The organism is Corallococcus sp. AB018 (assembly GCF_003986945.1).
GTDB lineage: Bacteria > Myxococcota > Myxococcia > Myxococcales > Myxococcaceae > Corallococcus > Corallococcus exiguus.
In genome coordinates this window covers 1-22,401 of record NZ_RAWR01000182.1, presented here as the reverse complement: position 1 = coordinate 22,401, position 22,401 = coordinate 1, and the positions used below count along the sequence as shown (strand labels likewise).

The 22,401-nt window shown below is 69.9% G+C and carries 21 protein-coding genes and 2 pseudogenes; 13 read left to right on the top strand and 10 right to left on the bottom strand.

Features of this window, described 5'->3' with window-relative positions:
• The 3 genes and pseudogenes from D7Y11_RS31370 to D7Y11_RS31360 all read right to left on the bottom strand — a co-directional run.
• Positions 1-692: pseudogene (locus D7Y11_RS31370) on the bottom strand (cell wall metabolism sensor histidine kinase WalK); the annotation flags it as partial.
• 155 nt (positions 693-847) lie between these two features.
• Positions 848-1,444: a DedA family protein gene (locus D7Y11_RS31365; RefSeq protein WP_126935510.1), complete on the bottom strand. Its 597-nt coding sequence runs from the start codon at positions 1,442-1,444 to the stop codon at positions 848-850.
• Between the two features lie 14 nt (positions 1,445-1,458).
• Positions 1,459-2,583 carry an AI-2E family transporter gene (locus tag D7Y11_RS31360; RefSeq protein WP_233597206.1) on the bottom strand — a complete coding sequence of 375 codons (1,125 nt, stop codon included), beginning with the start codon at positions 2,581-2,583 and terminating at the stop codon, positions 1,459-1,461.
• 374 nt (positions 2,584-2,957) lie between these two features.
• Between D7Y11_RS31360 and D7Y11_RS31355 the strand changes: the two genes are divergently transcribed.
• Together D7Y11_RS31355 and D7Y11_RS31350 are read left to right on the top strand one after the other, a co-directional pair.
• The gene (locus D7Y11_RS31355) at positions 2,958-3,479 is read left to right on the top strand and encodes a hypothetical protein (RefSeq protein ID WP_120578796.1); all 522 of its coding nucleotides are present in this window, start codon (positions 2,958-2,960) and stop codon (positions 3,477-3,479) included.
• Between the two features lie 50 nt (positions 3,480-3,529).
• Positions 3,530-5,596: a S9 family peptidase gene (locus D7Y11_RS31350; protein WP_126935509.1), complete on the top strand. Its 2,067-nt coding sequence runs from the start codon at positions 3,530-3,532 to the stop codon at positions 5,594-5,596.
• Positions 5,597-5,610: 14 nt separating this feature from the next.
• Here D7Y11_RS31350 and D7Y11_RS31345 read toward each other — a convergent pair whose 3' ends face one another.
• The 5 genes from D7Y11_RS31345 to D7Y11_RS31325 all read right to left on the bottom strand — a co-directional run bounded on the left by D7Y11_RS31345 (position 5,611) and on the right by D7Y11_RS31325 (position 9,681).
• Complete coding sequence (locus tag D7Y11_RS31345) at positions 5,611-6,048, bottom strand: hypothetical protein (RefSeq protein ID WP_233597207.1); 438 nt, start codon at positions 6,046-6,048, stop codon at positions 5,611-5,613.
• A gap of 35 nt (positions 6,049-6,083) precedes the next feature.
• Positions 6,084-7,103, bottom strand: a complete 1,020-nt coding sequence (locus tag D7Y11_RS31340) for a hypothetical protein (RefSeq protein ID WP_233597208.1) — start codon at positions 7,101-7,103, stop codon at positions 6,084-6,086.
• A 225-nt stretch (positions 7,104-7,328) separates the two neighbouring features.
• A complete protein-coding gene (locus tag D7Y11_RS31335; RefSeq protein WP_126935512.1) occupies positions 7,329-7,922 on the bottom strand; it encodes a GNAT family N-acetyltransferase in 594 nt (197 codons plus the stop codon).
• A gap of 124 nt (positions 7,923-8,046) precedes the next feature.
• On the bottom strand, positions 8,047-9,285 hold the full coding sequence (locus D7Y11_RS31330; protein WP_121755490.1) for an OmpA family protein: 1,239 nt from the start codon (positions 9,283-9,285) through the stop codon (positions 8,047-8,049).
• A 33-nt stretch (positions 9,286-9,318) separates the two neighbouring features.
• A complete protein-coding gene (locus D7Y11_RS31325) occupies positions 9,319-9,681 on the bottom strand; it encodes a DUF4398 domain-containing protein (protein ID WP_120578801.1) in 363 nt (120 codons plus the stop codon).
• Between the two features lie 232 nt (positions 9,682-9,913).
• On the opposite strand from D7Y11_RS31325, the gene D7Y11_RS31320 reads away from it, so the two are divergent.
• The 5 genes from D7Y11_RS31320 (at position 9,914) to D7Y11_RS31300 (ending at position 13,064) form a co-directional block, all read left to right on the top strand.
• Positions 9,914-10,798 (top strand): 5'-3' exonuclease H3TH domain-containing protein, encoded by an 885-nt coding sequence (locus D7Y11_RS31320; RefSeq protein ID WP_121755489.1) that lies wholly within the window; start codon positions 9,914-9,916, stop codon positions 10,796-10,798.
• 7 nt (positions 10,799-10,805) lie between these two features.
• The gene (locus tag D7Y11_RS31315) at positions 10,806-11,246 is read left to right on the top strand and encodes a group II truncated hemoglobin (protein ID WP_126935508.1); all 441 of its coding nucleotides are present in this window, start codon (positions 10,806-10,808) and stop codon (positions 11,244-11,246) included.
• Positions 11,243-11,695 carry a type II toxin-antitoxin system RatA family toxin gene (locus D7Y11_RS31310; RefSeq protein ID WP_120578804.1) on the top strand — a complete coding sequence of 151 codons (453 nt, stop codon included), beginning with the start codon at positions 11,243-11,245 and terminating at the stop codon, positions 11,693-11,695. The genes D7Y11_RS31315 and D7Y11_RS31310 overlap by 4 nt, the downstream gene beginning before the upstream one ends.
• A gap of 9 nt (positions 11,696-11,704) precedes the next feature.
• Positions 11,705-12,502, top strand: coding sequence for a hypothetical protein (locus D7Y11_RS31305; protein ID WP_121755487.1), 798 nt, complete (start codon positions 11,705-11,707; stop codon positions 12,500-12,502).
• An 82-nt stretch (positions 12,503-12,584) separates the two neighbouring features.
• Positions 12,585-13,064, top strand: a complete 480-nt coding sequence (locus D7Y11_RS31300; RefSeq protein WP_126935507.1) for a DUF4126 family protein — start codon at positions 12,585-12,587, stop codon at positions 13,062-13,064.
• Between the two features lie 15 nt (positions 13,065-13,079).
• Here D7Y11_RS31300 and D7Y11_RS31295 read toward each other — a convergent pair whose 3' ends face one another.
• Positions 13,080-13,931 (bottom strand): hypothetical protein, encoded by an 852-nt coding sequence (locus tag D7Y11_RS31295; protein WP_126935506.1) that lies wholly within the window; start codon positions 13,929-13,931, stop codon positions 13,080-13,082.
• Positions 13,932-14,061: 130 nt separating this feature from the next.
• Here D7Y11_RS31295 and D7Y11_RS31290 point away from each other — a divergent pair, with 130 nt between their 5' ends.
• The 6 genes from D7Y11_RS31290 to D7Y11_RS31265 all read left to right on the top strand — a co-directional run bounded on the left by D7Y11_RS31290 (position 14,062) and on the right by D7Y11_RS31265 (position 21,581).
• Positions 14,062-14,781, top strand: a complete 720-nt coding sequence (locus D7Y11_RS31290; protein WP_121755484.1) for a sterol desaturase family protein — start codon at positions 14,062-14,064, stop codon at positions 14,779-14,781.
• Positions 14,782-14,828: 47 nt separating this feature from the next.
• Positions 14,829-16,625: an amidase gene (locus tag D7Y11_RS31285; RefSeq protein ID WP_126935505.1), complete on the top strand. Its 1,797-nt coding sequence runs from the start codon at positions 14,829-14,831 to the stop codon at positions 16,623-16,625.
• A gap of 51 nt (positions 16,626-16,676) precedes the next feature.
• Complete coding sequence (locus D7Y11_RS31280; protein WP_126935504.1) at positions 16,677-17,261, top strand: TetR/AcrR family transcriptional regulator; 585 nt, start codon at positions 16,677-16,679, stop codon at positions 17,259-17,261.
• A 102-nt stretch (positions 17,262-17,363) separates the two neighbouring features.
• On the top strand, positions 17,364-18,482 hold the full coding sequence (locus tag D7Y11_RS31275; protein ID WP_126935503.1) for an aldo/keto reductase: 1,119 nt from the start codon (positions 17,364-17,366) through the stop codon (positions 18,480-18,482).
• A gap of 115 nt (positions 18,483-18,597) precedes the next feature.
• Positions 18,598-20,364: a glycoside hydrolase family 88 protein gene (locus tag D7Y11_RS31270; RefSeq protein WP_120578812.1), complete on the top strand. Its 1,767-nt coding sequence runs from the start codon at positions 18,598-18,600 to the stop codon at positions 20,362-20,364.
• Between the two features lie 17 nt (positions 20,365-20,381).
• Positions 20,382-21,581: a spore photoproduct lyase family protein gene (locus D7Y11_RS31265; protein ID WP_233605229.1), complete on the top strand. Its 1,200-nt coding sequence runs from the start codon at positions 20,382-20,384 to the stop codon at positions 21,579-21,581.
• Between the two features lie 69 nt (positions 21,582-21,650).
• On the opposite strand, the pseudogene D7Y11_RS44525 reads toward D7Y11_RS31265, so the two are convergent.
• Positions 21,651-22,401: pseudogene (locus tag D7Y11_RS44525) on the bottom strand (GntR family transcriptional regulator); the annotation flags it as partial.

Sequence of the window (22,401 nt, the reverse complement as noted above, 5' to 3'; positions counted from 1 at the left end):
CCCACCCACTGGACGCGCGGGGCGGACTCGTCGCGGCGGTAGAAGAGGAGGAAGGGCACGTCGAGCGCGGCGTCCTGCTGCAACTGCGGCAGCGCGGCGCCAATGTCCTCCAACGTCTTCACCTTGCCCAAGAGGGCGGACAGCTCGCGCAGCGTCTGCGTGCGCCGCGCGCTGAGCATCTTCTCCGTCACCTCCGTGATGGGGTGGAAGAGGCCGCCCACGCGTCCGGACTCGTCGCGGATGGGGCTGAAGGAGAAGGTCATGAAGGCCTCCTCCAGGTAGCCGTACCGGTCCAGGAACATGCGCTGGTTCTCGATGTAGGAACCCACGCCCGTGCCCGCCTTCTCGAACACGCCGCCCACCACCGGCAGTGCCGTGGCCCAGCAGTCGCGGAAGGGCTGGCCCATGGACTCCGGGTGCTTCGCGCCGCAGATGGGCCGGTAGCTGTCGTTGTAGAGCTGCACGCGCTCCGGTCCCCACGCGATGAGGATGGGGAAGGTGGAGGACAGGCACAGGCTGACCGTCGTGCGCAGGCTCTGCGGCCAGGTCTCCACCGGCCCGAGCGGCGTCCCCGACCAGTCCATGGAGCGGATCAACCGCCCCATCTCACCGCCGCCGGACAGCCAGTCCATTCCCCCTTCCGGGGACGACACCGCCGTGGAACCGGCCTGGGAGGGACTGGGGAGAGTCATGAGGCCTCGGATGTTCGTCCAGGGAAACCGTTGGTTTGATAGCGGATTCACGCGGCGCGTGCCGTGGCATCAAGAGCAAGTGTGAGCTTGCTTGCTTCGGCCCCGGGTGGGGTGGCAGGGACCGCCGCTCGCGGATTTCAGGGGGCCGGGCGGGGCTATCGCTTCTCGCGGGCATGCCGCACGGCGAGCACGACGAGCAGCGCGGCAACGCCCGCCAGCGCGACGAAGTGCTCCACGCGGCCCACGCCCTTCGCCACGCGGTCCACGCTCGCGGAGCCCAGGTAGCCCAGCGTCACCACCAGGGGCGAGCTCAGGCACAGCGCCAGCCCGTCCCAGAGAAGGAAGCGGCGAAAGGACATGCCCTCCGCGGCGGCCATGGCGAACACCGGCACGCGCAGCACGGACATGAACCGGCCCACGAAGACGACGCGCGAGCCGTGCTTCGCGTACAGACCCTGGATGCGCTCGCGGCGCTCGGGCGGGAACAGGCGGCGCGTGCGCCGGTGCGTGTAGAGCGCCTGCCCCAGCCGGCGCGCCGTGAAGAAGAGGACGGTGTCCCCGCACAGCACGCCCGCGAAGCACAGCGCGATGGCGGCCGGAAGCGGCATCGCGCCACGGTGCGAGAGCACGCCCGCCGCCAGCTGCACCAGGTCCTCCGGGAACGGCAGCCCCAACCCTCCCGCCACGAGCACGACGAAGAGCAGCGGGCCAGAGCCGTGCGTCACGAGGAGCTGGAGGGGAGAGTTGGTCATCGGGGCTCGGCCCGTCAGGGCTCTGGGAGCACGGCCGCGGCGCGGCGCTCCTGGCGGAAGAGGAGGACTTCGCGGACGATGATCTGCAGGGTGGCCGCCACGGGCACGGCCACCACCGCGCCGACAATGCCCGCCAGCTCCACGCAGAAGAGGACCGCGAGCAGGGTGACGAGCGGGTTGACGTGCACGGTGCGCTTGAACACGAGCGGCGCCATCACGTTGCCCTCCAGCTGGCCGTAGAGGAGGAAGTAGATGAACACCGCGAGCGCCTTCCACAGGCCGCCGGTGGCCAGCGTGAGCAGCGTGATGATGCCGCCCGCGATGATGGGCCCCGCGTAGGGCACCAGGCTGGAGAAGCCGCTGGCCACGCCCAGGGGCAGGTAGAAGGGCATGCCCAGCACCGCCAGCATGGTGGTGGTGAGCGTGGCGTTGATGGCGCAGATGAGGGTGATGCCGGACAGGTAGCCGCCCGTCGCGGTGTACACGTTGCGCAGCACGCGCACGTAGCGCAGCCGGTGGTCGGGGCGGGCCAGCTCCAGCAGGCGCTTGAGCACGCCGCCGCCGAACACCAGCATGAACACCACCAGGAAGAAGACGGTGAGCATGCCGCCCAGGAGGCCCACCACGCCGCCAATGGCGCTCATCAGGAGCGCGGGCAGGGGGCCCGCGATCGCGGGCGTGGCCTCCTCCAGCCGTTCATTCCAGCCCAGGCTCTGAAGCCGCTGGTTGAGCGCGCGCAAGATGCCGGTGCCGCGCATCTGCTTCCACAGGTGAGGCCACTGCGTCACCAGTGCGTCCACCTGGGTCACCAGGTCCGGAATCACCAGCAGGCCCAGCGCCACGGTGGCCACGAACAGCCCGAACAGCACCACGGCGATGGCCAGCCACCGCTTGAAGCCGCGCTTCTCCAGCCGCGACACGCCGTGCTCCAGCGACAGCGCGATGAGCGCCGCGATGCCGGTGAGCGTGAGCGCCACGCGCGTCTTGGCGACGAGCACCACCAGGACCATCACCCCCAGCACCACGAGGCACACGGTGAACACCGTGCGGGGCGACACCTGGGACTTCAGCTGCGGCGGGACGACGGGCTCGGACACCGGCGAGGCTCCCCAGGACAGGCCACCGGCTTCGGGCCTCATGTCCTGCGGATGCGTCATCCCGCGCCCGGCGGCAACCACTGTCGGCTTCCAAGTGTGCGCGCCGGGTCCGGGCCTCGCTCAAGCGTCCTGCGGGTGACACCCGGCGTTCGCGAAGGGGCTCCACCGGACGCAATCACCGGCCTGGTGGTTCGTCACCCCGGCAGCCCCGAAACGCCCGGGTTGGCCGCCAGGCCGTCCGTCCCCCCGAGCACGGTTGCGCGTCCGCAACGTGACGGCGCCGCGCTCGGGCGTCGTGCACCTGACGCGCCGGGACGTCGTGGAAAAAGGGGACAGCACGGTTTGCCGGGCCCGAGCGTCAGACGTGGATGGGAACCTTCGTGGGAAGGGACTTTCGCGGGCCGGGAGAGGACACCATGAAAAAGATGGGTGAGCAGGAGCTGGAAGGGGTGCGGCGGGAGGCCCTCGAGACCGAGGCCCGGTGGCGCGGGCTGGCGGCGAAGCTGGCGGAGCTGGGCGGCGAGGAGATGGACGCGCAGCTGCTGGTGACGTTCCGGGGCGCGCGGGACGCGGGAGCGGTGCCGCCGGACGCGGGCTTCTTCCTGGTGGCGCACATCCTCACGGCGATGGCGGACGAGGCCATCGCGGAGGATCCGCGCGTGAGGATGCGGGCGCGCGAGCTGGACGCGATGGAGCGCGACTACGGCCTCACCAGCGAGGGCTGGCCGGAAGGGGAGCTTCCACCGGAGGACTGGGAGGCGCTGTGCGTGGAGTACGAGCGGGCCTGTGATGAAGCACGCGCCGCGTTCTTCCGCGCGTACGGAGAGGAGGAGATGGCGCGGCTGTACCTGGATCAGCGCGTGACGTTCCACCACCGCTTCGAGAGCGGGCGGCGCTTCTTCCACGGGCTGCCCATGTTGCCCACGCAGCTGCACTGAGCGGGAGGTCCGCTAGACTCCGCCCTCCTGTGCTTTTCGGAAGGCGGCGGATGCGAGCGGCAAGCCTGGCTGTGGCGGTGGGGTGTTGGGTGTGGGGCGCGCTGGCGTTCGGGGCGGCGCCCGCGCCTGTGCCCGCGCGGGTGGAGGCCAGCGCGGCGTACGACGCGCTCCAGCGGATGGTGCGGATCCGCGAGGTGTCGCTGTCGCCGGACGGCACGCGGGTGGCCTGGGTGGAGTCGGTGCCGGGGACCGCGGAGGCCGCGAGGCTCCAGGTGCGGGAGCTGGCGCATCCGGAGCGGGCGCCGGTGCGCGTCACCGCGTCGAAGGATGGCGCGCCGTGCGCGGAGGGTTCGCTGTCATGGAGCCCGGACGGCCGGCAGCTCGCGTTCCTCTCCACTGCGGGTGAGGGCCGGGCGAAACAGCTCTACGTGGCGGACGCATCGGGGACGGGCGGGCCCTCGAGGCGGCTCACCACGGTGAAGGGCGTGCTGGCGGCGCCGAAGTGGTCGCCCGACGGGAAGTCCGTGGGGCTGCTCGTCATCGAGGGCGCGGAAGACGCGCTGGGGCCTCGGGGGCCGGCGGCGCGCGAGACGGGCGTGGTGCAGGCGTCTCCGCCGGTGAAGCGCTTCGCGGTGGTGGCGGTGGAGGACATGCGGCTGCGGTGGGTGTCGCCCGCGAGTTTGTTCATCCACGAGTACGCGTGGAGTCCGGACGGCGCCCGGGTGGCGGTGACGGCCTCCAAGCCACCGGGGGATGCGAACTGGTGGAGCGCGCGGGTGTACGCGGTGGAGGCGGGGACGGGAGAGACGTCGCTGCTGCACACGCCCAGGTGGCAGGTGGCGGAGCCCGCGTGGAGTCCGGACGGACGGCAGCTCGCGTTCATCGAGGGGCTGATGAGCGACGAGGGCAACACGGGCGGGGACGTGCTCGTGGTGTCGGTGCCAGAGCGGCTGGCGGCGAAGGTGCGGTTCGGGGAGAAGGCGGAGCTGCCCGCGAAGGTGCCGCCCGCGCGGAACGTGACGGAGGGGCTGAAGGCGACGGCCACGGACCTGTTCTGGCCCACGGCGGAGCGGCTGGTGTTCGTGGCGCAGGCGCAGGGCGAGGCCGCGCTGATGGCGGTGGCTCCGGGCGGCGGAGAAGTGAAGACATTGTGGAAGGGCCCGGAGCACGTGAAGGTGTCGCTGGGGAAGGATGGCGTGACGAGCGCGGTGGTGCGTGACGCCATCACCCAGGCGCCGGAGCTGTGGACGGGGCCGGTGGGAGCGTGGAAGCAGGTGACGCGCCTCAACGCGGACGTGCGCGTGACGGTGGGCGACGTGCGCAGCGTGACGTGGACGAGCGACGGTCAGCCGGTGCAGGGCTGGCTGGTGTTGCCGGTGCCGGACGCGTCCGGACGCAAGGCGCCCATGGTGACGGTGGTGCACGGAGGACCGGCGGCGGGAGTGCTGCCGGGGTTCAATCCGCAGACGGCGTTGTTCACGGCGAGGGGCTACGCGGTGTTCATGCCCAACCCGCGAGGCAGCTACGGCCAGGGTGAAGCGTTCGTGCAGGCGAACCGCCGGGACTTCGGCTTCGGGGATTTCAACGACGTGCTGGCGGGGCTGGACGCGGTGCTGGCGTCAGCGCCAGTGGATCCGACGCGGCAGGGCATCACGGGGTGGAGCTACGGCGGCTTCCTGACGATGTGGGCGGTGACTCGGACGCAGCGCTTCCAGGCGGCGGTGGCGGGCGCGGGCATCGCGAACTGGCAGAGCTACTACGGCACGAACCACATCGACTCATGGATGCTGCCGTACTTCGGAGCGACGGTGTACGACGAGCCGGAGGCGTACACGCGCTCCTCGCCCATCAACGGAGTGAAGCAGGTGAAGGCGCCCACGCTGGTGCTGCACGGTGAAAGGGACCTGGAGGTCCCCGCGTCGCAGGGCTACGAGTTCCACAAGGCGCTGAAGACGCTGGGCGTGAAGACCCAGTTGGTCATCTACGCGGATGAGGGCCACAGCCTGCGCAAGCCCGAGCACCAGAAGGACCGGCTCTTGCGCACGCTGGACTGGTTCGACGCGAACCTGCCGGCGGTGACGGAGTCGAAGCCGAAGGTGCGGGCGCCGGCGCGCTGAGCTGGTGCCGGGGCTCAGAGTTCCGCGAACAGGTCGACCGCTGCTTGGGCCAGCAGGGCCTGCTCGTCTGCATCGAGGCTCGCGGCGTAGCGGATGACGTCGCGCGGGCCTGGTGCTTCCGTGTTCCAGAAGAGCGTGAGCAACCTGTCTCGGAGCGCCCGCCCTGCTTCACCTGCCTGCAGCAGGGAAGCACGCACGGACTGAGGGCCCACCAGCTTGACGTAGGCGAACATGTCGAAGCTGTCCTTGGTCTTGTCAGGTCGCAGCTCACGCTTGGCGCGTTCTTTCATCGTCAGGAACCCCGTGGCATCCGGCAGCAGGATCCGCAGCGGCCTTCCTGTGACCAGGACCACGGCCTGACCGCGGCGGAGTGCCAGCCGTGCGTCCGGCAAGGGCGTCATTCCGGTGGGCAGCTCGTTGGGGTCGACGTCCTTGGGCGCGAAGAGGTCCACGTCCATCTGCCCACCGGGCAAGGTCTTCGCTCAACTCACCGAGGACCTCGTCGAATTGCTCTTCGTCCGTCATGAGGCTCATCCGAAAGAGGGCGGGTCCGTGCGAAGCGCCGCACCAACTCCTCCGCCTGTTCGGTTCCCCTGCCGCCGCTTTGGTGGAAGTCCACGGCCAGCTGGGGCAGCGCGACTGCTGGACCGTGCGGTAGCAGTCGCTGTGCATGGTAGATGCCGCCCGCATCGGTTTCGGCGGCTGGCTCCGGACGAAGCACGAAGAAGTTGTGCGGGGGCATCCGGCGAAGTCCGAAGGCTGAGACGGCTGGCTCAAGGGATCCCGAAAGATAGATGCCGTGGGGGATGCCGGAGACGGACCGTTCGTCGGGGCGCAGGGCGCTCGCCAGCGTGAAGGTCGAGCGGATGCCCTGGGAGGTCAGCAAGGCATGCGCCTTGTTGAGCAGGTCCGGGGTCGTGGATGGCGCGTTGAACCCTTCCCGGGTGACGGCTGTCGGCTTGTCGCTCGTCAGCCATGCCCTCAGCAGGGACGCCGGATCCCGAAGCCGGAAGCCGGTGCTGCGGCCTCCTTCGACGAAGCCTTCCTTCAAGAGTCTCGTCGTGACCCCGTGCGCATAGGAGTAGCTCGTCTGGGTCTGCTCGGAGAGCGCACGAATGGTCCAGCGCTGGTCGGGGGACTGGAGCAGGACGCGCACGAGCCGGCACCCCTTTCCATGGAACAAGGGCTCGCGAGGCGTGCGCTCCAGGGGCCGATGTCCCTGCACCCGGATGAAGGTGCTGCCCGTGCGCAGGAAGAACGTTCCGCGCATGTCGAGCAAGCCCAGTTCCTCGCGCTCGCAGAGGTCGATGACGTTGGCGGAGGCCGAGTCCGTGACGAGCATCGGGAGTCGGAAGGCGGGCAGCGAGCGCGGATCCGCGTCCCTGCGTTGAAGCTGCTCGCGCAGGGCGAACAGCTTCTCGCGTTGGCTCAGCACATCCGCTGGGAAGAGAGGGGCGCGATACCCCAACAACACGGGAACGCGGCTCTCCGGGAGCTGGATTTCCACGAGGTCGTAGAGGGATTCCCCCCGTGGGCCCACTCGGGGCACCACGACTGCTTCCTGCTGCACCAGCTTGACGCCACGAGGCAGCGGCGGCGGATTCCGCCAGAATTCGTCACGGAGATGGGAAGGCCCGGGTCTCATTCAATTTTGTCGATATTGGCGTTTAAACCCCAAACAGGAGCCTTTTTAAGGCTCCATATCGTCGATATCGACAAAATTGGTGGAAGGTCAGGGACCGCCGCGGAAGCCGGGCTCGGCGGGGGCCACGAGCGAATTGAGCACGTGGTCGCGCCACTGGCCGTTGATGAGGAGGAAGTCGCGGGCGTAGCCCTCGGGGATGAAGCCGAGGCGGCGGAGGACGGCGGCGCTGCGCAGGTTCTCCGGCAGGTGGTTGGCCTGAAGCCGGTGCAGGCCCATGGCGCTGAAGGCGAAGTCGCAGAAGGCGCGGAGGGCTTCGGTCATGAGGCCCTTGCCCTCGTGGCGGTGATCCAGGCCGTAGCCCAGGTCCGCGGCCTGGAGCGGTCCCCGGCGGATGTGGGCGAGCGTGGCGTTGCCGATGACGGGCGCGAGCGCGAGGGGCTGGCCCTTGGGGAGGATGAAGACGCGCAGGGACAGGTCGTGGCGGAAGTCCTCGCGGTCCTGGGCCAGCCGCGTGCGCCAGTAGGCCGGAGAAAAGAAGGTCCCCGGGCGCGCCGGGGACACCGGGCCCAGGTGGTCCTTGTTGGCCACGTGGTACGCCAGCACCCGCTCCGCCGCGTCGGGCGGCAGCAGCATCAGGTGCAGGCGCTCGGTGGTGAGCAGGACGGGCGACTTGTCGATCATGGCGGTGCCGGACTTCAAGGGTAACGCGCTCCTACGGGACGTGCGCGCATGAAGCGCGGATGAAGAAAAAGGTCCCCACCCGCATGGAGTGAGGACCTTCATGCTCAGGGAGCACTGGCGTGCGTTACTCGCCGTGGTCCATGGGCTGCTGGGGCACCTGCTGCTGCGCCCCGCCGCCTCCCGTGCCCTGCTCGGGCTGCGGGCTCTGGTGGTCCACGCCCGCGCCGTGCGGCTTCGCATCCGGACCCTGGTCGCCCTGCTCCGGCTGCTGCGCTCCACTGCCGCCCACGCCGCCGCTGCGCGACGGCTGCGCACCGGCCACGTTGCGCTCCACCACGATCTCCACGCGGCGGTTGTTGGCGCGGCCCTCCGCCGTGCTGTTCGACGCCACCGGCCGGTTCTCACCCATGCCTCGGACCTGGATGCGGTCCTGCGGCACGCCCTGGTTCACCAGGAAGTTCCGCACGCTCTCCGCACGGCGCTCCGACAGCTGGTCGTTGTAGTCCTCCGCGCCTCGCGAGTCCGTGTGGCCCTCGATGAGCAACGGATTCTTCGCCTCCTTCAGCGCCGTCGCCACCTCCGACAGCCGGTCGCGCGCCGCGGGCAGCAGCTCCGTCGCGTTCGTCGCGAACAGCACGCTGCCCGACAACGTCACCACCGTGCCGCGCGCCTCTTCCCGCACCTTCACGTTCTCATCCTGCAGCCGAGTCAGCGCCTGCGACGCGCGCTGCTCCGCCTGGAGCCGAGCCTGTCGCTCCTGCTCCAACTCCTGCGTGCGCTGCTGGAGCTGCTGGTTCAGCTCGGCCAGTCGCTGCGCTTCGGCTTGCTGCTGCTCCGTGCGCCGCTGCATCTCCGCTTCCAGCTGCTGACGCTGCTGCGCGTCCGCCGTGCGCAGCCGCTCGGCCTCCTGCGCGCGCTGTGCATCGTACTGCTGGCGCTGCTGCTCATACTGCTGACGCTGGGCTTCGTACCTCGCGCGATCCTCCTCCTGCTGACGCGTGAGGTTCTTCGCACGCGCTTCCTGCTGCTCACGCAGGGACTGTTCCGCCTGGGCCCGCTGCTGCGCGGCCAGGTCCGCCTCGCCGCGCGCATCGGCGATCTCCGCCTTGCGCAGGGCCACGTACGCCAGCGAGCGCGTCTTCACCGAGCCCTTGCTCTCCGCGTACTCGTTCTCCGCCTCCTGCAGGGCCGCCCGCGCCGCCGCCACGTCCGCGGGGCGCTCGCGGCCCTCGGGGCTCGTGGACACGTCGCGGTACGCCTGGCGCGCCGCGGTCAATTCACTGGGCGGAGGACCGTGCGCACACCCCACCGAGAGCGCCGTGACTCCCGCGACCGCCAACCATCCAAATTTCCAACGCTGCATGACTCGCTCCTCACAAGGCTAGAGGTAGGGGACTCACTGACCGCTGCGCAGGGACTCGGCCTGCTCGGAAGCCCGCCGCGCCTCGTTCTTCAGCGGCACCGCGCGGGCCAGCGCTGACGCCAGGTCCGCGTCCGCGGCCGCCTGACGGAACCGCAGCTCCGCGGCATCCTGCTCACCCTCCTGAATCAGCCGCTCACCGTCGGCGATCTGCTGACGCGCGAACTCCAGATGCCGGGCGGCCTCGGGCACGTTCGGCGCCTGGGAGTTCTCCGCCGAGCGGAGCGCGGCTTCCGCCTGCACGCGCTGCTGATGGGTGGATGTCGCAATCACCTGCTTGCCTGCACAGCCAAGGGCCGCGATGGAGAGCAGGGCGGCGGCGAACAGCTTCGGGCGCATGGATCACCTCATGCCGGTGGAAATGCTGGGACGCTCCGGCGCGGCCCAGAGGGAGTTGGTTTGGAAAATGGGGGGTGCCCGGCCAGTCGGCATCGGCGACCTGTTCCCACCAGGCACGCTGGCCAAGGGGGTTGACAGGCGTCGTGTAGGGAACGAGGCGCACAGGCCGGTTCCTTCCAGGCCCGCGCACGGGCTGCTGGCCGTGCGGCGGGAGGGACGCTAGAGGGAGAACATGCGCCTGCACCTCGTGGACGGCACGTATGAGCTGTACCGGGCCCACTTCTCGCCCCGGCCGGGCACCACCGCGCCGGACGGGCGTGACGTGAAGGCCACGGCCGGGGTGATGGACTCCCTGCTCGCCCTCCTGCACGACGAGCAGGAGGCCGTGACGCACGTCGCGGTCGCGTTCGACAACCCCATCCGCTCGTTCCGCAACGCGCTGTTCGACGGTTACAAGGGTGACGAGGGCGTGCCGCCGGAGCTGCGCGCGCAGTTCGACCTGGTGGAGGAGGCCGTGGCGGCGCTGGGCGTGCGCGTCTGGTCCATGAAGGACCAGGAGGCGGACGACGCGCTGGCCACCGGGGCGGCGCGCTGGGCGGGCGAGGTGGAGCAGGTGCGGCTGCTCACGCCGGACAAGGACCTGGGCCAGTGCGTGCGCGGCCAGCGCGTGGTGCAGGTGGACCGGCGGCAGCAGAAGGTGGTGGACGCGGACGGGGTGAAGGCGAAGCTGGGCGTGGCGCCGGAGAGCGTCCCGGACCTGCTGGCGCTGATGGGCGACGACGCGGACGGCATCCCGGGGCTGGCGGGCTTCGGGGCGAAGGGCGCGGCGGCGGTGCTCCAGGCGTATGGACATCTGGAGTCCATCCCGGACAACGCGGCGGAGTGGACGGTGAAGGTGCGGGGCGCGGACAAGCTGGCGGCGACGCTGAAGGCGCACCGCGAGGACGCGCGGCTGTACCGCACGCTGGCCACGCTGGTGGAGGACGCGCCGCTGCCGGGCACGACGTCGCTCGCGGACATGGAGTGGAAGGGCGTTCCGGAAGCGCGCTTCAAGGCGTTCTGTGAAGGATTGGGATTGAAGAGCCTCCAGCGCCGGCCGAAGCGCTGGGCGGCATGAGGAAGCCATGAGCATGGAATTGAAGCCCCCGCCGTCGGACGGCTGGGTCCCCACGCTGGACGACACCCCCTTCACCCGCATGGGCGGCGAGGCGCCCGTCCACGCGCTGGCGGAGGCCTTCTACGACGTGATGGACGCGGAGGAGCCCGCGCTCGCCGCCATCCACGAGCTGGACGCCGAGGGCAAGGTGAACCGCGGCACGCGTCAGCGCTTCGGCATGTTCCTGGTGGGCTGGCTGGGCGGGCCGCAGCACTACAGCGCGACGCACGGCCACCCCCGGCTGCGCATGCGCCACGGACACCTGCCGGTGGACACGGCGATGCGGGACGCGTGGCTGCGCTGCATGCAGAAGGCCATGAACAAACAGGGCATCACCGGCGGCTTGAGAAGCTTCCTGGATGACCGCTTCGCCCAGGTGGCGGACTTCCTCCGCAACACGGAAGGATGAGGTTCACCGAGTCCATCCGCATCACCTGTCCGCGCGAGCGCGTCTTCGCGTACACGCAGGACTACGGGCAGCGGCTCGTCTGGGACACGTTCCTGCGCGAGGCGGTGCTGATGGATGGCGCGACGGAAGCCGGGCCGGGCGTGAAGGCCTGGTGCGTGTCGTGGCACGGGCTGGGGATGGAGACGCAGTACGTGTCCTTCCAGCCGCCCGCCGTCACGGCGGTGAAGATGACGCGGGGCCCGCGCCTGTTCGAAAGCTTCGCGGGCTCGTGGCGGTTTGATGAGGACGCCCCCGGCGAGACGCGCGTCACCTTCACGTATGCCTTTGAATTGCGGCGCCCCTTCGGCTGGCTCACGCCGCTCCTGAAGTGGACCCTGACCCGTGAGGTCCGGGGACGGCTGCGCGACCTGAAGCGACGGCTGGACGCAGGTGTCCCCGGCGCGGCATAGACTCGCGGGATGAGCACGCAGCTACAGCCGTCCCACGCCACCCCAGCTGTCCATGAGCTGGAGCCGCTGTTCGAGGAGGCGGCGAGGGCCTCGGGCTCATCGCGCGCCCTGAAGGCCGGGTACCTCAACGCCATCATCGCCCGGTGGGTCCAGACGGAGGACCCGTCGACGCTCGCGCCCGCGTTGCACGCGCTGTTGGCGAAGGAGGGCGTGAAGCAGCTGGTGGACGAACAGGGCACGCCTGTCAGCGCCGCCGCGACGCAGGCATTGCTGGCCATGTCCTATCCGCACCCGCTGGAGGTCGCCCCGGAGCACCTGGAGGCGCTGCGCAAGCACACCGAGCCGTCCGTGCCGCCCGCGCCCAAGGGCTGGATCCTCACGGTGCTGGTCGTGGCGACCCTGATTCAAGCCGTCTACTTCTTCCTGGCGGATGACATGCGGCACATGTTCGGGGCCACCGCTGAGCAACTGGCGGGAGAAGCCGGCCTGGCACCCCCAGGAGGCGGGGTTGGCTTCTTCGACAGGTTGGAGATGGTGGCGTGGCGGCCCGTACGGTCCCTGGTGCCCTGGGTGCAGGTCGTTGGCTCCGCGGTCCTCTATTTCTTCTCCACCGCCTTCGCGACGAAGGCATGGGAACGCACCCTGGTCCGGCGCGGTTTCCTGGGGCTGGGCGTGTTGGGCCTCATGGTGGGCGTGCTCCCCAGGCATGTGTATGAGAACTGCGGAACGCTGGTGGCCGCGCTGGGCGCGTTGCTCGCGGGTTGGATGTTGCGCGTGCCCAAGCCGTCCGCGCCGCCGTCCGCTTGAGTGCCCGCTCGCCCGGCGGTGGCCGGACGGGCGATGCGCCCCCACCCTCCAGTTTTCACCACCCATCTGGGGGTTGGGATCCATGCGAACGAACAACGAAATCTGGACGGCGGCGGGCTTCGGCGTCCTCGCCGGGATGCGCAGCATGACGGCGCCCGCGTTCCTGTCGCGAGAGCTGTCGCGCAAGCCGACACGCGCCCTGAAGCGGGCCCTGCCGGGCCTTGCGTCGAGGAAGGTGTCGCAGCGCCTGGGCTTCCTGGCGCTCGGCGAGCTGGTGGGGGACAAGTCCCCTCTGACGGCGGCGCGCACCTCCGCTCCGATCCTGACAGGACGCATCCTCTCCGGGGCCATCACCGGCGCCGCGGTGTCACGCAAGCGCAAGGGAGCGAAGCTTGGCTTCGCACTCGTCGGCGCCGCAGCCGCCATCGCCTCCAGCTATGTCTTCTACGGCTTCCGCCGTCTCCTGACGCAGAAGCTGCGCGTGCCGAACGTGGCCGCGGGCCTGGTCGAGGATGGCCTCGCGCTGGCCCTGGGCTCGCGCCTCACCCGGGCGCTGCGTTAGGCCTCGCTCCGTGGCTCACCCCGGCGCCTTGCCGGGGGTGAGCCGCGCCTCCAGCCGCGCCAGCACCGCATGCTCCGCCCGCGCCCGCTCGGCCAGGGGCGCGAAGAGCAGCCGCGAGCGCAGGCCCATGCCTTCCGTCAATTCGAACTGGCGCAGGTCCTCCGGCAGCGCGAGCAGCACCTCGCCCAACGGCCGCACCCGGTGCAGTTGGTACGAACCCGCCGCCTCCAGCGCGCGCACCACGTCCGCCACGGGCTCCGCGCGGGCCATGGCCTTGCGTGACTGCTCCTCGTACCGCAAGCCCGCCTCCACCCGCTCCTCCAGGTCCGCGAGCACCGCCGCCGACGTGCGCTGCGCCTCCTTCACCAGCCGCAGCGGATCCAACGCCCGCTCCACTCGCCTTCGAACAGCAGGGGACAGCGCCCGGGCGCGACCCTCCACGCGCGACAGCACCGCGTCGCGGTAGCTCGCCGCGAAGCAGACCACGAACAGCGCCTCCTCCAGCGGCGCCCGCTCCCGCCCGGCCAGCCCTTCCGCCAGCGAGCACAGCCCCTCGCCGGTGAGCACGTACCGGCGGCCCCGAGGCAGCCCCTTCACGAGCGCGCTGGTGCTCGCCTCCGCGTGGCCGCCGCGCACCAGTCGCTCCAGCGTCCGCCTCACCTGCGTCAGGTCGATGTCCTGCGAGGGCCGGGTCACGTCGTGCTCGACCCAATTGGTGAACAGCAGGAAGTAGAAGCGCACGTCCGACACGCGGAAGCCGCCCGCGCGAGCCCCCGCCCCGTGCGCCGCCAGCAGCGCCGCCTGCACGAAGGTGGCCTGCGTGTCGATGTAACCCAACCGCGCCGTCAGGGTGCTGTTCCGAGCCATGGCCAGCAGGATGCCAGCCCCCGTCCCTCCCGTCCCATTCCTCCCAGGTGACAGTGTCCGCCAGGTCGAAAGACATATTCGGGCACGTCGTTCGTAGACAGGGCCAGCCTGTCGTCACGGAAGGATTTCCATGCTGCCCTGGCTCGTCCTCATCGCCGGCTTCTGCTTTCTCATTGAACAGCTGTCCCTGGGGTGGAAGCTGCCCCGCGTGCGCGGCTGGCACCTGCGGGTGGTGCTCATCAACCTGGCGCAGGTGGGCGTGGTGGTGCTGGGCGGCTACACCTGGGACCGGTGGTTCTCCGCGCACTCGGTCTTCCACCTGTCCCGGCATGTGAACCCGGTGGTGGGCGGCGTGCTGGCCTACCTCATCGCCACGTTCGTCTTCTACTGGTGGCACCGCGCCCGGCACGAGAGCGACGTGCTCTGGCGGTTCTTCCATCAAATCCACCACAGCCCGCAGCGGCTGGAGGTCATCACCAGCTTCTACAAGCACCCGCTGGAGATGACGGTGAACAGCCTCATTGGCGGGCTGCTCGTCTACACGGTGCTGGGGTTGAGCCCGGCGGCGGGCGCCATCTACACGGCCTGCTGCGCGCTGGGCGAATACTTCTACCACACCAACATCCGCACCCCGCGCTGGGTGGGCTGGTTCTTCCAGCGGCCGGAGATGCACCGCATCCATCACGAGTACGGCAAGCACAAGAACAACTACGGCGACCTCCCCATCTGGGACATGTTGTTCGGCACCTACGAGAACCCGGCCACGTGGGACGCCACGTGCGGGTTCGATGACGCGAAGGAACAGCAGCTGAGCGCCATGCTCGCCTTCCGCGACGTGCATCGCTCGTAGGCGGTGGCACACTGGCGCCCCCTTCGCTTCATCCGTGAGGTCGCGCAATGAGCAGCTCGCGTCGGCAGTTCCTGACCCACACCGTGATTGGACTCGCGAGCACCGCTGTCTCCGCGGCGCCGGACGCGGGCACGTCCGCCCCGCCGGCCGGTGCGCCGCCCACCTTCGGCGCGGGCCCCACGGTGGGGCCGGAGGTGAGCCCCACCACCTTCGCGGAGGCCGAAAAGCTGATGCAGGTGCAGCTCACGCCCGCCGAGCGCACCCAGGCCGCCGGCAACTGGCGCGTGTCCCTGGCCCCGCTGCACGAGCGCCGTACCGGCCCTCGCAAGCTGGAGCTGGAGCCCACGCTGTCGCCCGCCTCGCAGTGGAACCCGTCGCTGCCGGGGCTCAAGCCCACCGCGCCCGCGAAGGAGCGCTTCGTGCGCAGCCGAGACGCGAAGGTGCCACTGCCCGCGAAGGAGGAGGACATCGCCTTCGCGCCGCTCACGCAGCTGTCGCGCTGGGTGCAGTCACAAGCCATCACGTCCGAGCGGCTCACACAGCTCTACGTGTCGCGGCTGAAGCGCCATGACCCGAAGCTCCAGTGCGTCATCACTCTGACGGAGGAGCTGGCGCTCCAGCAGGCCCGGCAGGCGGACAAGGACATCGCGGCGGGCCGCTACAAGGGCCCGCTGCATGGCATCCCCTGGGGAGCGAAGGACCTGGTGGACACCGCGGGCATCCGCACCACCTATGGCGCCGAGCCGTTCCGCGACCGCGTCCCCACCACGGATGCCGCGGCGGTGGAGCGGCTGCACCGCGCGGGCGCCGTGCTGGTGGCGAAGCTCAGCCTGGGTGCGCTCGCGCTCAATGACATCTGGTTCGGCGGCGAGACGAAGAACCCGTGGCTGCCGGAAGAGGGCTCCTCGGGAAGCAGCGCGGGGCCGGGCGCGGCGACGGCGGCCGGGCTCGTGGGCTTCTCCCTGGGCAGTGAGACGGGAGGCAGCATCGTGTCGCCGTCCATGCGCTGCGGCATCACCGGGCTGCGCCCCACCTACGGCCGCGTGCCGCGCACGGGCGCGATGACGCTGTGCTGGTCGCTGGACAAGCTGGGGCCCATGACGCGCGGGGTGGAGGACTCGCTGCTGGTGCTCGCCGCGCTCAACGGCGCGGACGCGGGCGACGTGGCGAGTGTGTCCGCGAAGCTGGACTTCGACGCGAACGCGCCCGTGAAGGGCCTGCGCGTGGGCTACGTGCCCGCGTGGATGAAGGAGAACCCCGCCACGGACGTGGACCGCGCGGCGCTGGAGACGCTCAAGGGACTGGGCCTGATGCCGGTGGAGGTGCAGTTCCCGGACTGGCCGTACTCCGCCCTCAACGTCATCCTCTTCGCGGAGGCCGCCGCCGCGTTCGAAGAGCTCACGCTCACCCACGGCGTGGATGCGCTGAAGATGCAGACGCCCGACGCGTGGCCCAACCTCTTCCGCCAGTCCCGCTTCCTGTCCGCGGTGGACTTCGTCCAGGCGGACCGGATGCGCCGCAAGGTGGCCCAGGAGATGGCGCGCATCATGTCTCAAGTGGACGTGCTGCTCGTGCCTTCGCTGCGCGACGAAGCCCTCACCATCACCAACCACACGGGCCATCCGTCCCTCACGCTGCGCACCGGCTTCGTGGAGGTGTCCAAGGCCCGCAGCGACTGGGCACCGGACCCCAAGCGCCCCATGCCCACCTTCGCCACCCCGCGCCGTGTCCCCCACGGCGTGACGCTCATCGGCCAGCTCTTCGACGAGGGCACCTTGGGCCGCGTGGGCATCGCCCTGGAGCGGGCCTCCGGCGTCGCCGGCGAGCGCCCGCCCGGCTTCTAGCCGCGGACCGATTATTTTGACAGGTCAGTCCAGAATCATTACGTAGGGGGCATGGCACGCACGAAAGAGTTCGACCGGGACGAGGCGGTGCGCCGGGCGATGCAGGTCTTCTGGGAGCAGGGCTATGAGGCCACCTCCACGGACGATCTGCTGCGCGCCATGGGCATTGGCCGGCAGAGCATGTACGACACCTTCGGGGACAAGCACGGCCTCTACCTGGAGGCCCTGCGCGCCTACCAGGCGGAGTACAGCGCCAACCTGGTGGAGTGCCTGCGCTCCCATCCGTCGCCCCTGAGCGCCATCCGCGAGTACCTCCTCTCCATCCCCAATGGCACCCAGAAGGTGCGCGCCCGGGGCTGCCTCTTCGTGAACGCCACCGCGGAGCTCGCGCACGTGGACACGGAGGTCGCCACGCTGCTGAAGACTGGCGGCGCCCTGGGCCAGGGCGCGCTGGAGCGCGTCGTGAAGGATGCCCAGCGCAAGGGAGAGCTCAATCCCAGGGTGGACCCGGGCGTCGCCGCCAGCTTCCTCCTGGCCACCATCGGCGGGCTGCGCCTGAGCGCCAAGGCCGGCACCCCGCCAGACGCCCTGCGCGACGTCGTGGACTTCGCGATGGCGGGCCTCAGGGCCCAGTAGCCCACCCCGCTGTTCTTCCGTCGCGGGAAGCCCCCGCGCCGTCTTCGCATGTCTGTATATGGATTGATTGGTCCAAATAAGCCGCTGGAAGGGAGTCACACCATGTCGATGGATCGCTACTACCTGCTGGGCCGTTCGGGGCTGCGCGTCAGCCCGCTGTCGCTGGGCACGATGACGTTCGGGAAGGAGGGGACCTATGGCGGTCCCTGGGGCTCCACGGAGGACGTGTCCCGGACGCTGTTCAACCGCTACCTGGATGCGGGCGGCAACTTCGTGGACACCGCCGACCTCTACACGCACGGCAGCAGTGAGACGCTCATCGGGAAGTTCCTGGAGGAGCGTGGCGACCGGGACCGCGTCGTCGTCGCCACCAAGTACACGTACAACGCCACCCGCCCGGGCGACCCGAACGCGGGCGGCAACAGCCGCAAGAACATGCTGCGCGCGGTGGAGGCTTCACTGAAGCGGCTGCGCACGGACTACATCGACCTGTTCCTGCTGCACACCTGGGACCGCCTCACCCCGGCGGAGGAGGTGGTCCGCACGTTCGATGACCTCGTGCGCGCGGGGAAGATCCGCTACGCGGGCCTGTCCGACGTGCCGTCCTGGTACGCGGCGCGCGCGCAGACCTGGGCGGAGGCGCACGCGCTCACGCCGCTCATCAACCTGCAGCTCCAGTACTCGTTGGTGGAGCGCAGCCTGGAGCACGAATACGTGCCGCTGGCCCAGACGCTGGGCATGGGCATCACCACCTGGAGCCCGCTGGGCGCGGGGCTGCTCTCCGGCAAGTACCGGCCGAGCGAGTCCGGCGCCCATGGCGAGGGCCGCCTCAACTCCGCGGTGGGCGGCAACCAGCTGGGCCTGTTCACGGAACGCAACTGGCGCATCGTCTCCACGCTGGAGCAGGTGTCCAAGGAGCTGGGCCGGGACATGTCCCAGGTGGCGCTGAACTGGGTGGCCACGCAGCCCGGGGTGGGCTCGGTCATCATCGGCGCCACGAACCCGAAGCAGCTGGACGGCAACCTCGCCGCGCTCGACTTCAGCATCCCCGCCGAGCTGCGCCGCCAGCTGGACGAGGCCAGCGCGCCGCCCGTGCCGTTCCCCCACGGCATGTTCTCCAATCCCTACCAGCTGAACCTGCACGGCAACGCCGCGGTGGGGGACAAGCCCGCGGGCTACTCGCCGCCCGTGTTCACCGGAGCCGCGCCCCGGGTCGGGTAGGGCACACCCCATCCCTCCGTCAGGGCGGGGGGAGCGGCCGCTTGAGACCCCGGGGCCGCTGGTCCCCGGGGTGGCACACCGACACCTTCCGCGCCGGTCAGACAGGGGAGGGTGTATGGGATTGCCAAAGCCGGGAGTGAAGCTGTGGTGGATGTTGGCGTTGTTGGTGGCGCCGGTGGCGAATGCCTTCACGGACGCGGACGCGGTGCGCGTGTTCACGTTCGCCCGCTCGCAGCTCGCGGACACCGTGCTGGAGATGCCCAGCGTGAACCGCTCACCCAAGGCATCCCTGTCCAACGGGACGTGGACCACGGTGGCCAACACGGACAAGGTCGCGTGGACACAGGGCTTCTTCCCCGGGAGCATGTGGTTCATGTTCCAGGTCGCCAACGAGCCCTACTGGCGTGACCGCGCGGACATGTGGACGCGCCCCCTGGAGGTCCAGAAGACCAACACGGAGACGCACGACCTGGGCTTCAAGATGTACAACAGCTACGGCAATGCGTGGCGGCTCACCGGCAATCCCTACTACCGAGACGTGCTGCTCACCTCCGCCGCGTCGCTGGCCACGCGCTACAACAGCACCGTCGGCATCATCGATTGTTGTGATTGGAACTCGGCCTGGAACATCCCGCTCGTCACCGACACGATGATGGACATCGAGCTGCTGCTCTGGGGCGCCCAGAACGGCGGTCCCGCCATCTGGCGCACCATGGCGGTGAACCACGCGCTCCGGACGCTCCAGGACGCGGTGCGCCCCAATGGCAGCTCGTTCCACTACGTGGACTACAACAACAACGGCACCATCCGTTCGCGAGGCACCTTCCAGGGCTACTCCGCCAGCTCCACCTGGGCGCGCGGGCAGGCGTGGCTCATCTACGGCTACACGATGGTGTACCGCTACACGCAGGACGCTCGCTTCCTCACGGCGGCCCGCCGGGTGACGGACTACTACCTGGCGAACCTGCCCGCGGACCGCGTGCCCAACTGGGACTTCAACGCGCCCAGCCAGTCCAAGGACTCCTCCGCCGCGGCCGCCGTCGCGTCCGCCCTGCTGGAGTTGAGCACCCTGGAGACGGACGCCACGCGGCGCACCACCTACCGCAACGCCGCGCTGGCCATGCTCGACTCGCTGGCGTCGCCCGCGTACCTGGCGCAGGGCACCAACAGCCCGGGCCTGCTGCTGCACGGCGTGGGCAACTACCCGGCGGGGCAGGAGATCAACGTCAGCCTCATCTACGGCGACTACTACTTCCTGGAGGCGCTGCTGCGCTTCAACCCGCGCCCCAACTACCCCTGGTACTCGAAGCTGGACCTGCCGCGGAGCCAGCACCTGCTGGGCACCACCAACACGGGCACGCGCATCGTGGAGTTCGACCTCACCCCGCTGGCGGACAACCTGGGCGGCGGCGTGGTGGGCTGGACGGACAGCTCCACGGAGGTGACAGCCTTCAACCGGCTGAACATGGCGCTGCGCATGAGTGAGGACGGCATCTTCCAGGTGCGCAACGGCGCGGGCTACTCGTGGATCCGCCGGGTGCCGTACGTGCGCAACCAGACGTACCACTTCCGCATGAACGTGGACCTGCTCGCGAAGCGCTACTCCGTCTGGGTGACGCCACCCGGTGCCGCGGAGGTGCTGCTCGTGGACCGGGTCGCGTTCCGAGCGGACGGGCCGCCCATCGACGACCTGGGCCGCGTCGCGGTCATCTCCACCGTGACGGACAGCGACTTCCGAGTGAACAACCACCGCGTCTACGCGCCCACCGCGAGCGTCGCGGCGGCGATGGAGAAGCGGCCCCCGCTGCCTGAGGCCCTGTGGAAGCAACTGGACGCGCCGGCCCCCGCCTCCACAGGCCGCGCGGTTCCGTCCGAGCGTTGACAGCAGGCCCCTGCCCGGTGGCCCGCCCGACGTCAGGGTGGGCCACCGCGGGTGCATGGGAGACGAAACACGGTTACATCCGCCGGGTGACGAACCTGGACCTCTTCCTCCCGGACCCCGCCCCGCGCCCGGCCGCCGTCCTGAAGGGCCCCGGCCCGCTCGACCGGCTGTTGAAGGTGTCGCGCATCTACCTGGAGCCCGCTGTGCGGGAGCATGCGCGCGGCCGGGAGATTCTCGAGCACTACCCGGACGCGGAGCGGGTGGAGGTGGCCTCGCACCAGCACATCCCCGGCCTCTTCGGCAACGAAGGCAACGTGGAGGCCTGGAATCGCATCAAGGGCAGCACCCTGGTGCTGGGCGTGAAGAAGACGCTGTCCTTCATCGCCAACGACCGCAGCTCGGACTTCATCGCGCCCTCCACGGCGAACGGCTGCGTCATGGCGTGCGCGTACTGCTACGTGCCGCGCAACAAGGGCTACGCGAACCCGGTCACGGTGTTCGTGAACATCGACCGCATCCAGGAGGCCATCCGCAAGCACGCGCACAAGCGCGGGCCCAAGCTGGAGCCCAACACGGTGGATCCGCACGCGTGGGTCTACGACATCGGGTGCAACAGCGACTGCTCTGCGGACGCGGCCATCAGCGACAACGTGCGGGACCTGGTGCGGCTGTTCACCACGCTGCCCAACGCCAAGGCCAGCTTCGCCACCAAGCTGGTCAACCGCGAGCTGCTCACCTACGAGCCGAAGGGCAAGACGCGCATCCGCTTCAGCCTGATGCCGCACGCGCCGGCGAAGCTGTTGGACGTGCGCACCAGTCCCATCGCGGAGCGCATCGCCGCCATCGATGACTTCGTGGCCGCCGGCTACGAGGTGCACCTCAACTTCTCCCCCGTCGTCCTCCACGAGGGCTGGCAGGACGCCTACGTGGAGCTGTTCCAGCAGGTGGACGCAGGCATTGGGGAACGGGCGAAGCAGCAGCTCGCGTGTGAAATCATCTTCCTCACGCACAATGCGGGCCTGCACGAGGTGAACCTGCGCTGGCACCCGAAGGCGGAGGAGCTGCTGTGGCGGCCCGAAATCCAGGAGACGAAGGTGTCCCAGGGCGGTGGCGCCAACGTGCGCTACCGCACCGGATTCAAGGGCCGCCACGTGGCGGAGTTCGAAGCGCTGCTCGCGAAGCACCTGCCGTACTGCCGCGTGCGGTACGCCTTCTAGGCAGGCTGCCCAGACGCGAGGTCGCTACCCGTCAGCAGAGGGTGTGCGGACACGCCGGGCTGTCGCTAGTCACGAAACAGGCGAAGATCCTGGAATAGGCAAGCGCCAGAGGCGCGCAGCCCACCGGATCAGGAGACCCTGAATGGCATGAAGTGGTCCGCTCACCGTATGCGCCGTCACGCGTGTCTGCTCACAACGGTCGGAGTGTGGAGGCTCGGACTGGATGCCCTCTTCCGGTGACGAAGCGTCCGTCATGTCCTCGTCGGCGCACGCCAGGTCGAGCTCGCACGGGGCGAACATCAAGGGGGTAGGAGACGGCGGCGACCTGTTGTCCGGCTTCACGGCAAGAGCCGCCACCTGGGGGCCGGCTGGAACCGCGAGCGCCTCGGTGTCCTTGCCGTCTTGTTCAAGGTGCTCAGGGGCGCCCAAGTAGGGCGGGGGGACCTCCAGCGACTCATCCTGCTCGGCGGCTGATTCGCTGCGGCCAATGCCATGCTCCTCCACGCAGGGATGCGCCGCGGGTGCCTTGTCCTGCACGGTGGCGCCGAGGGGCTCCTCCTGGGCGCGCGGGGCCTCGGGGGACGCAGGCGCCATGGGGACCGGAGCGAAGGCATTCAGCACGCGCTCATCGCGCGCCTTCAGCAGTGCCGGCAGCTCATGCTGAAGTGCCTGCACGTCGCGCTCGTGCAGGATTGCCATCGCGCGGAAGGCCCACTCGCGCAGCGCCGCTCCGCCCATGAGCGGCAGCAGTTGGGCGGCTCCTCCCAGGAAGGCCCGCTGCAGGGACTGCACGAGGAGCACGTGCCCCGGACGCGCCGCC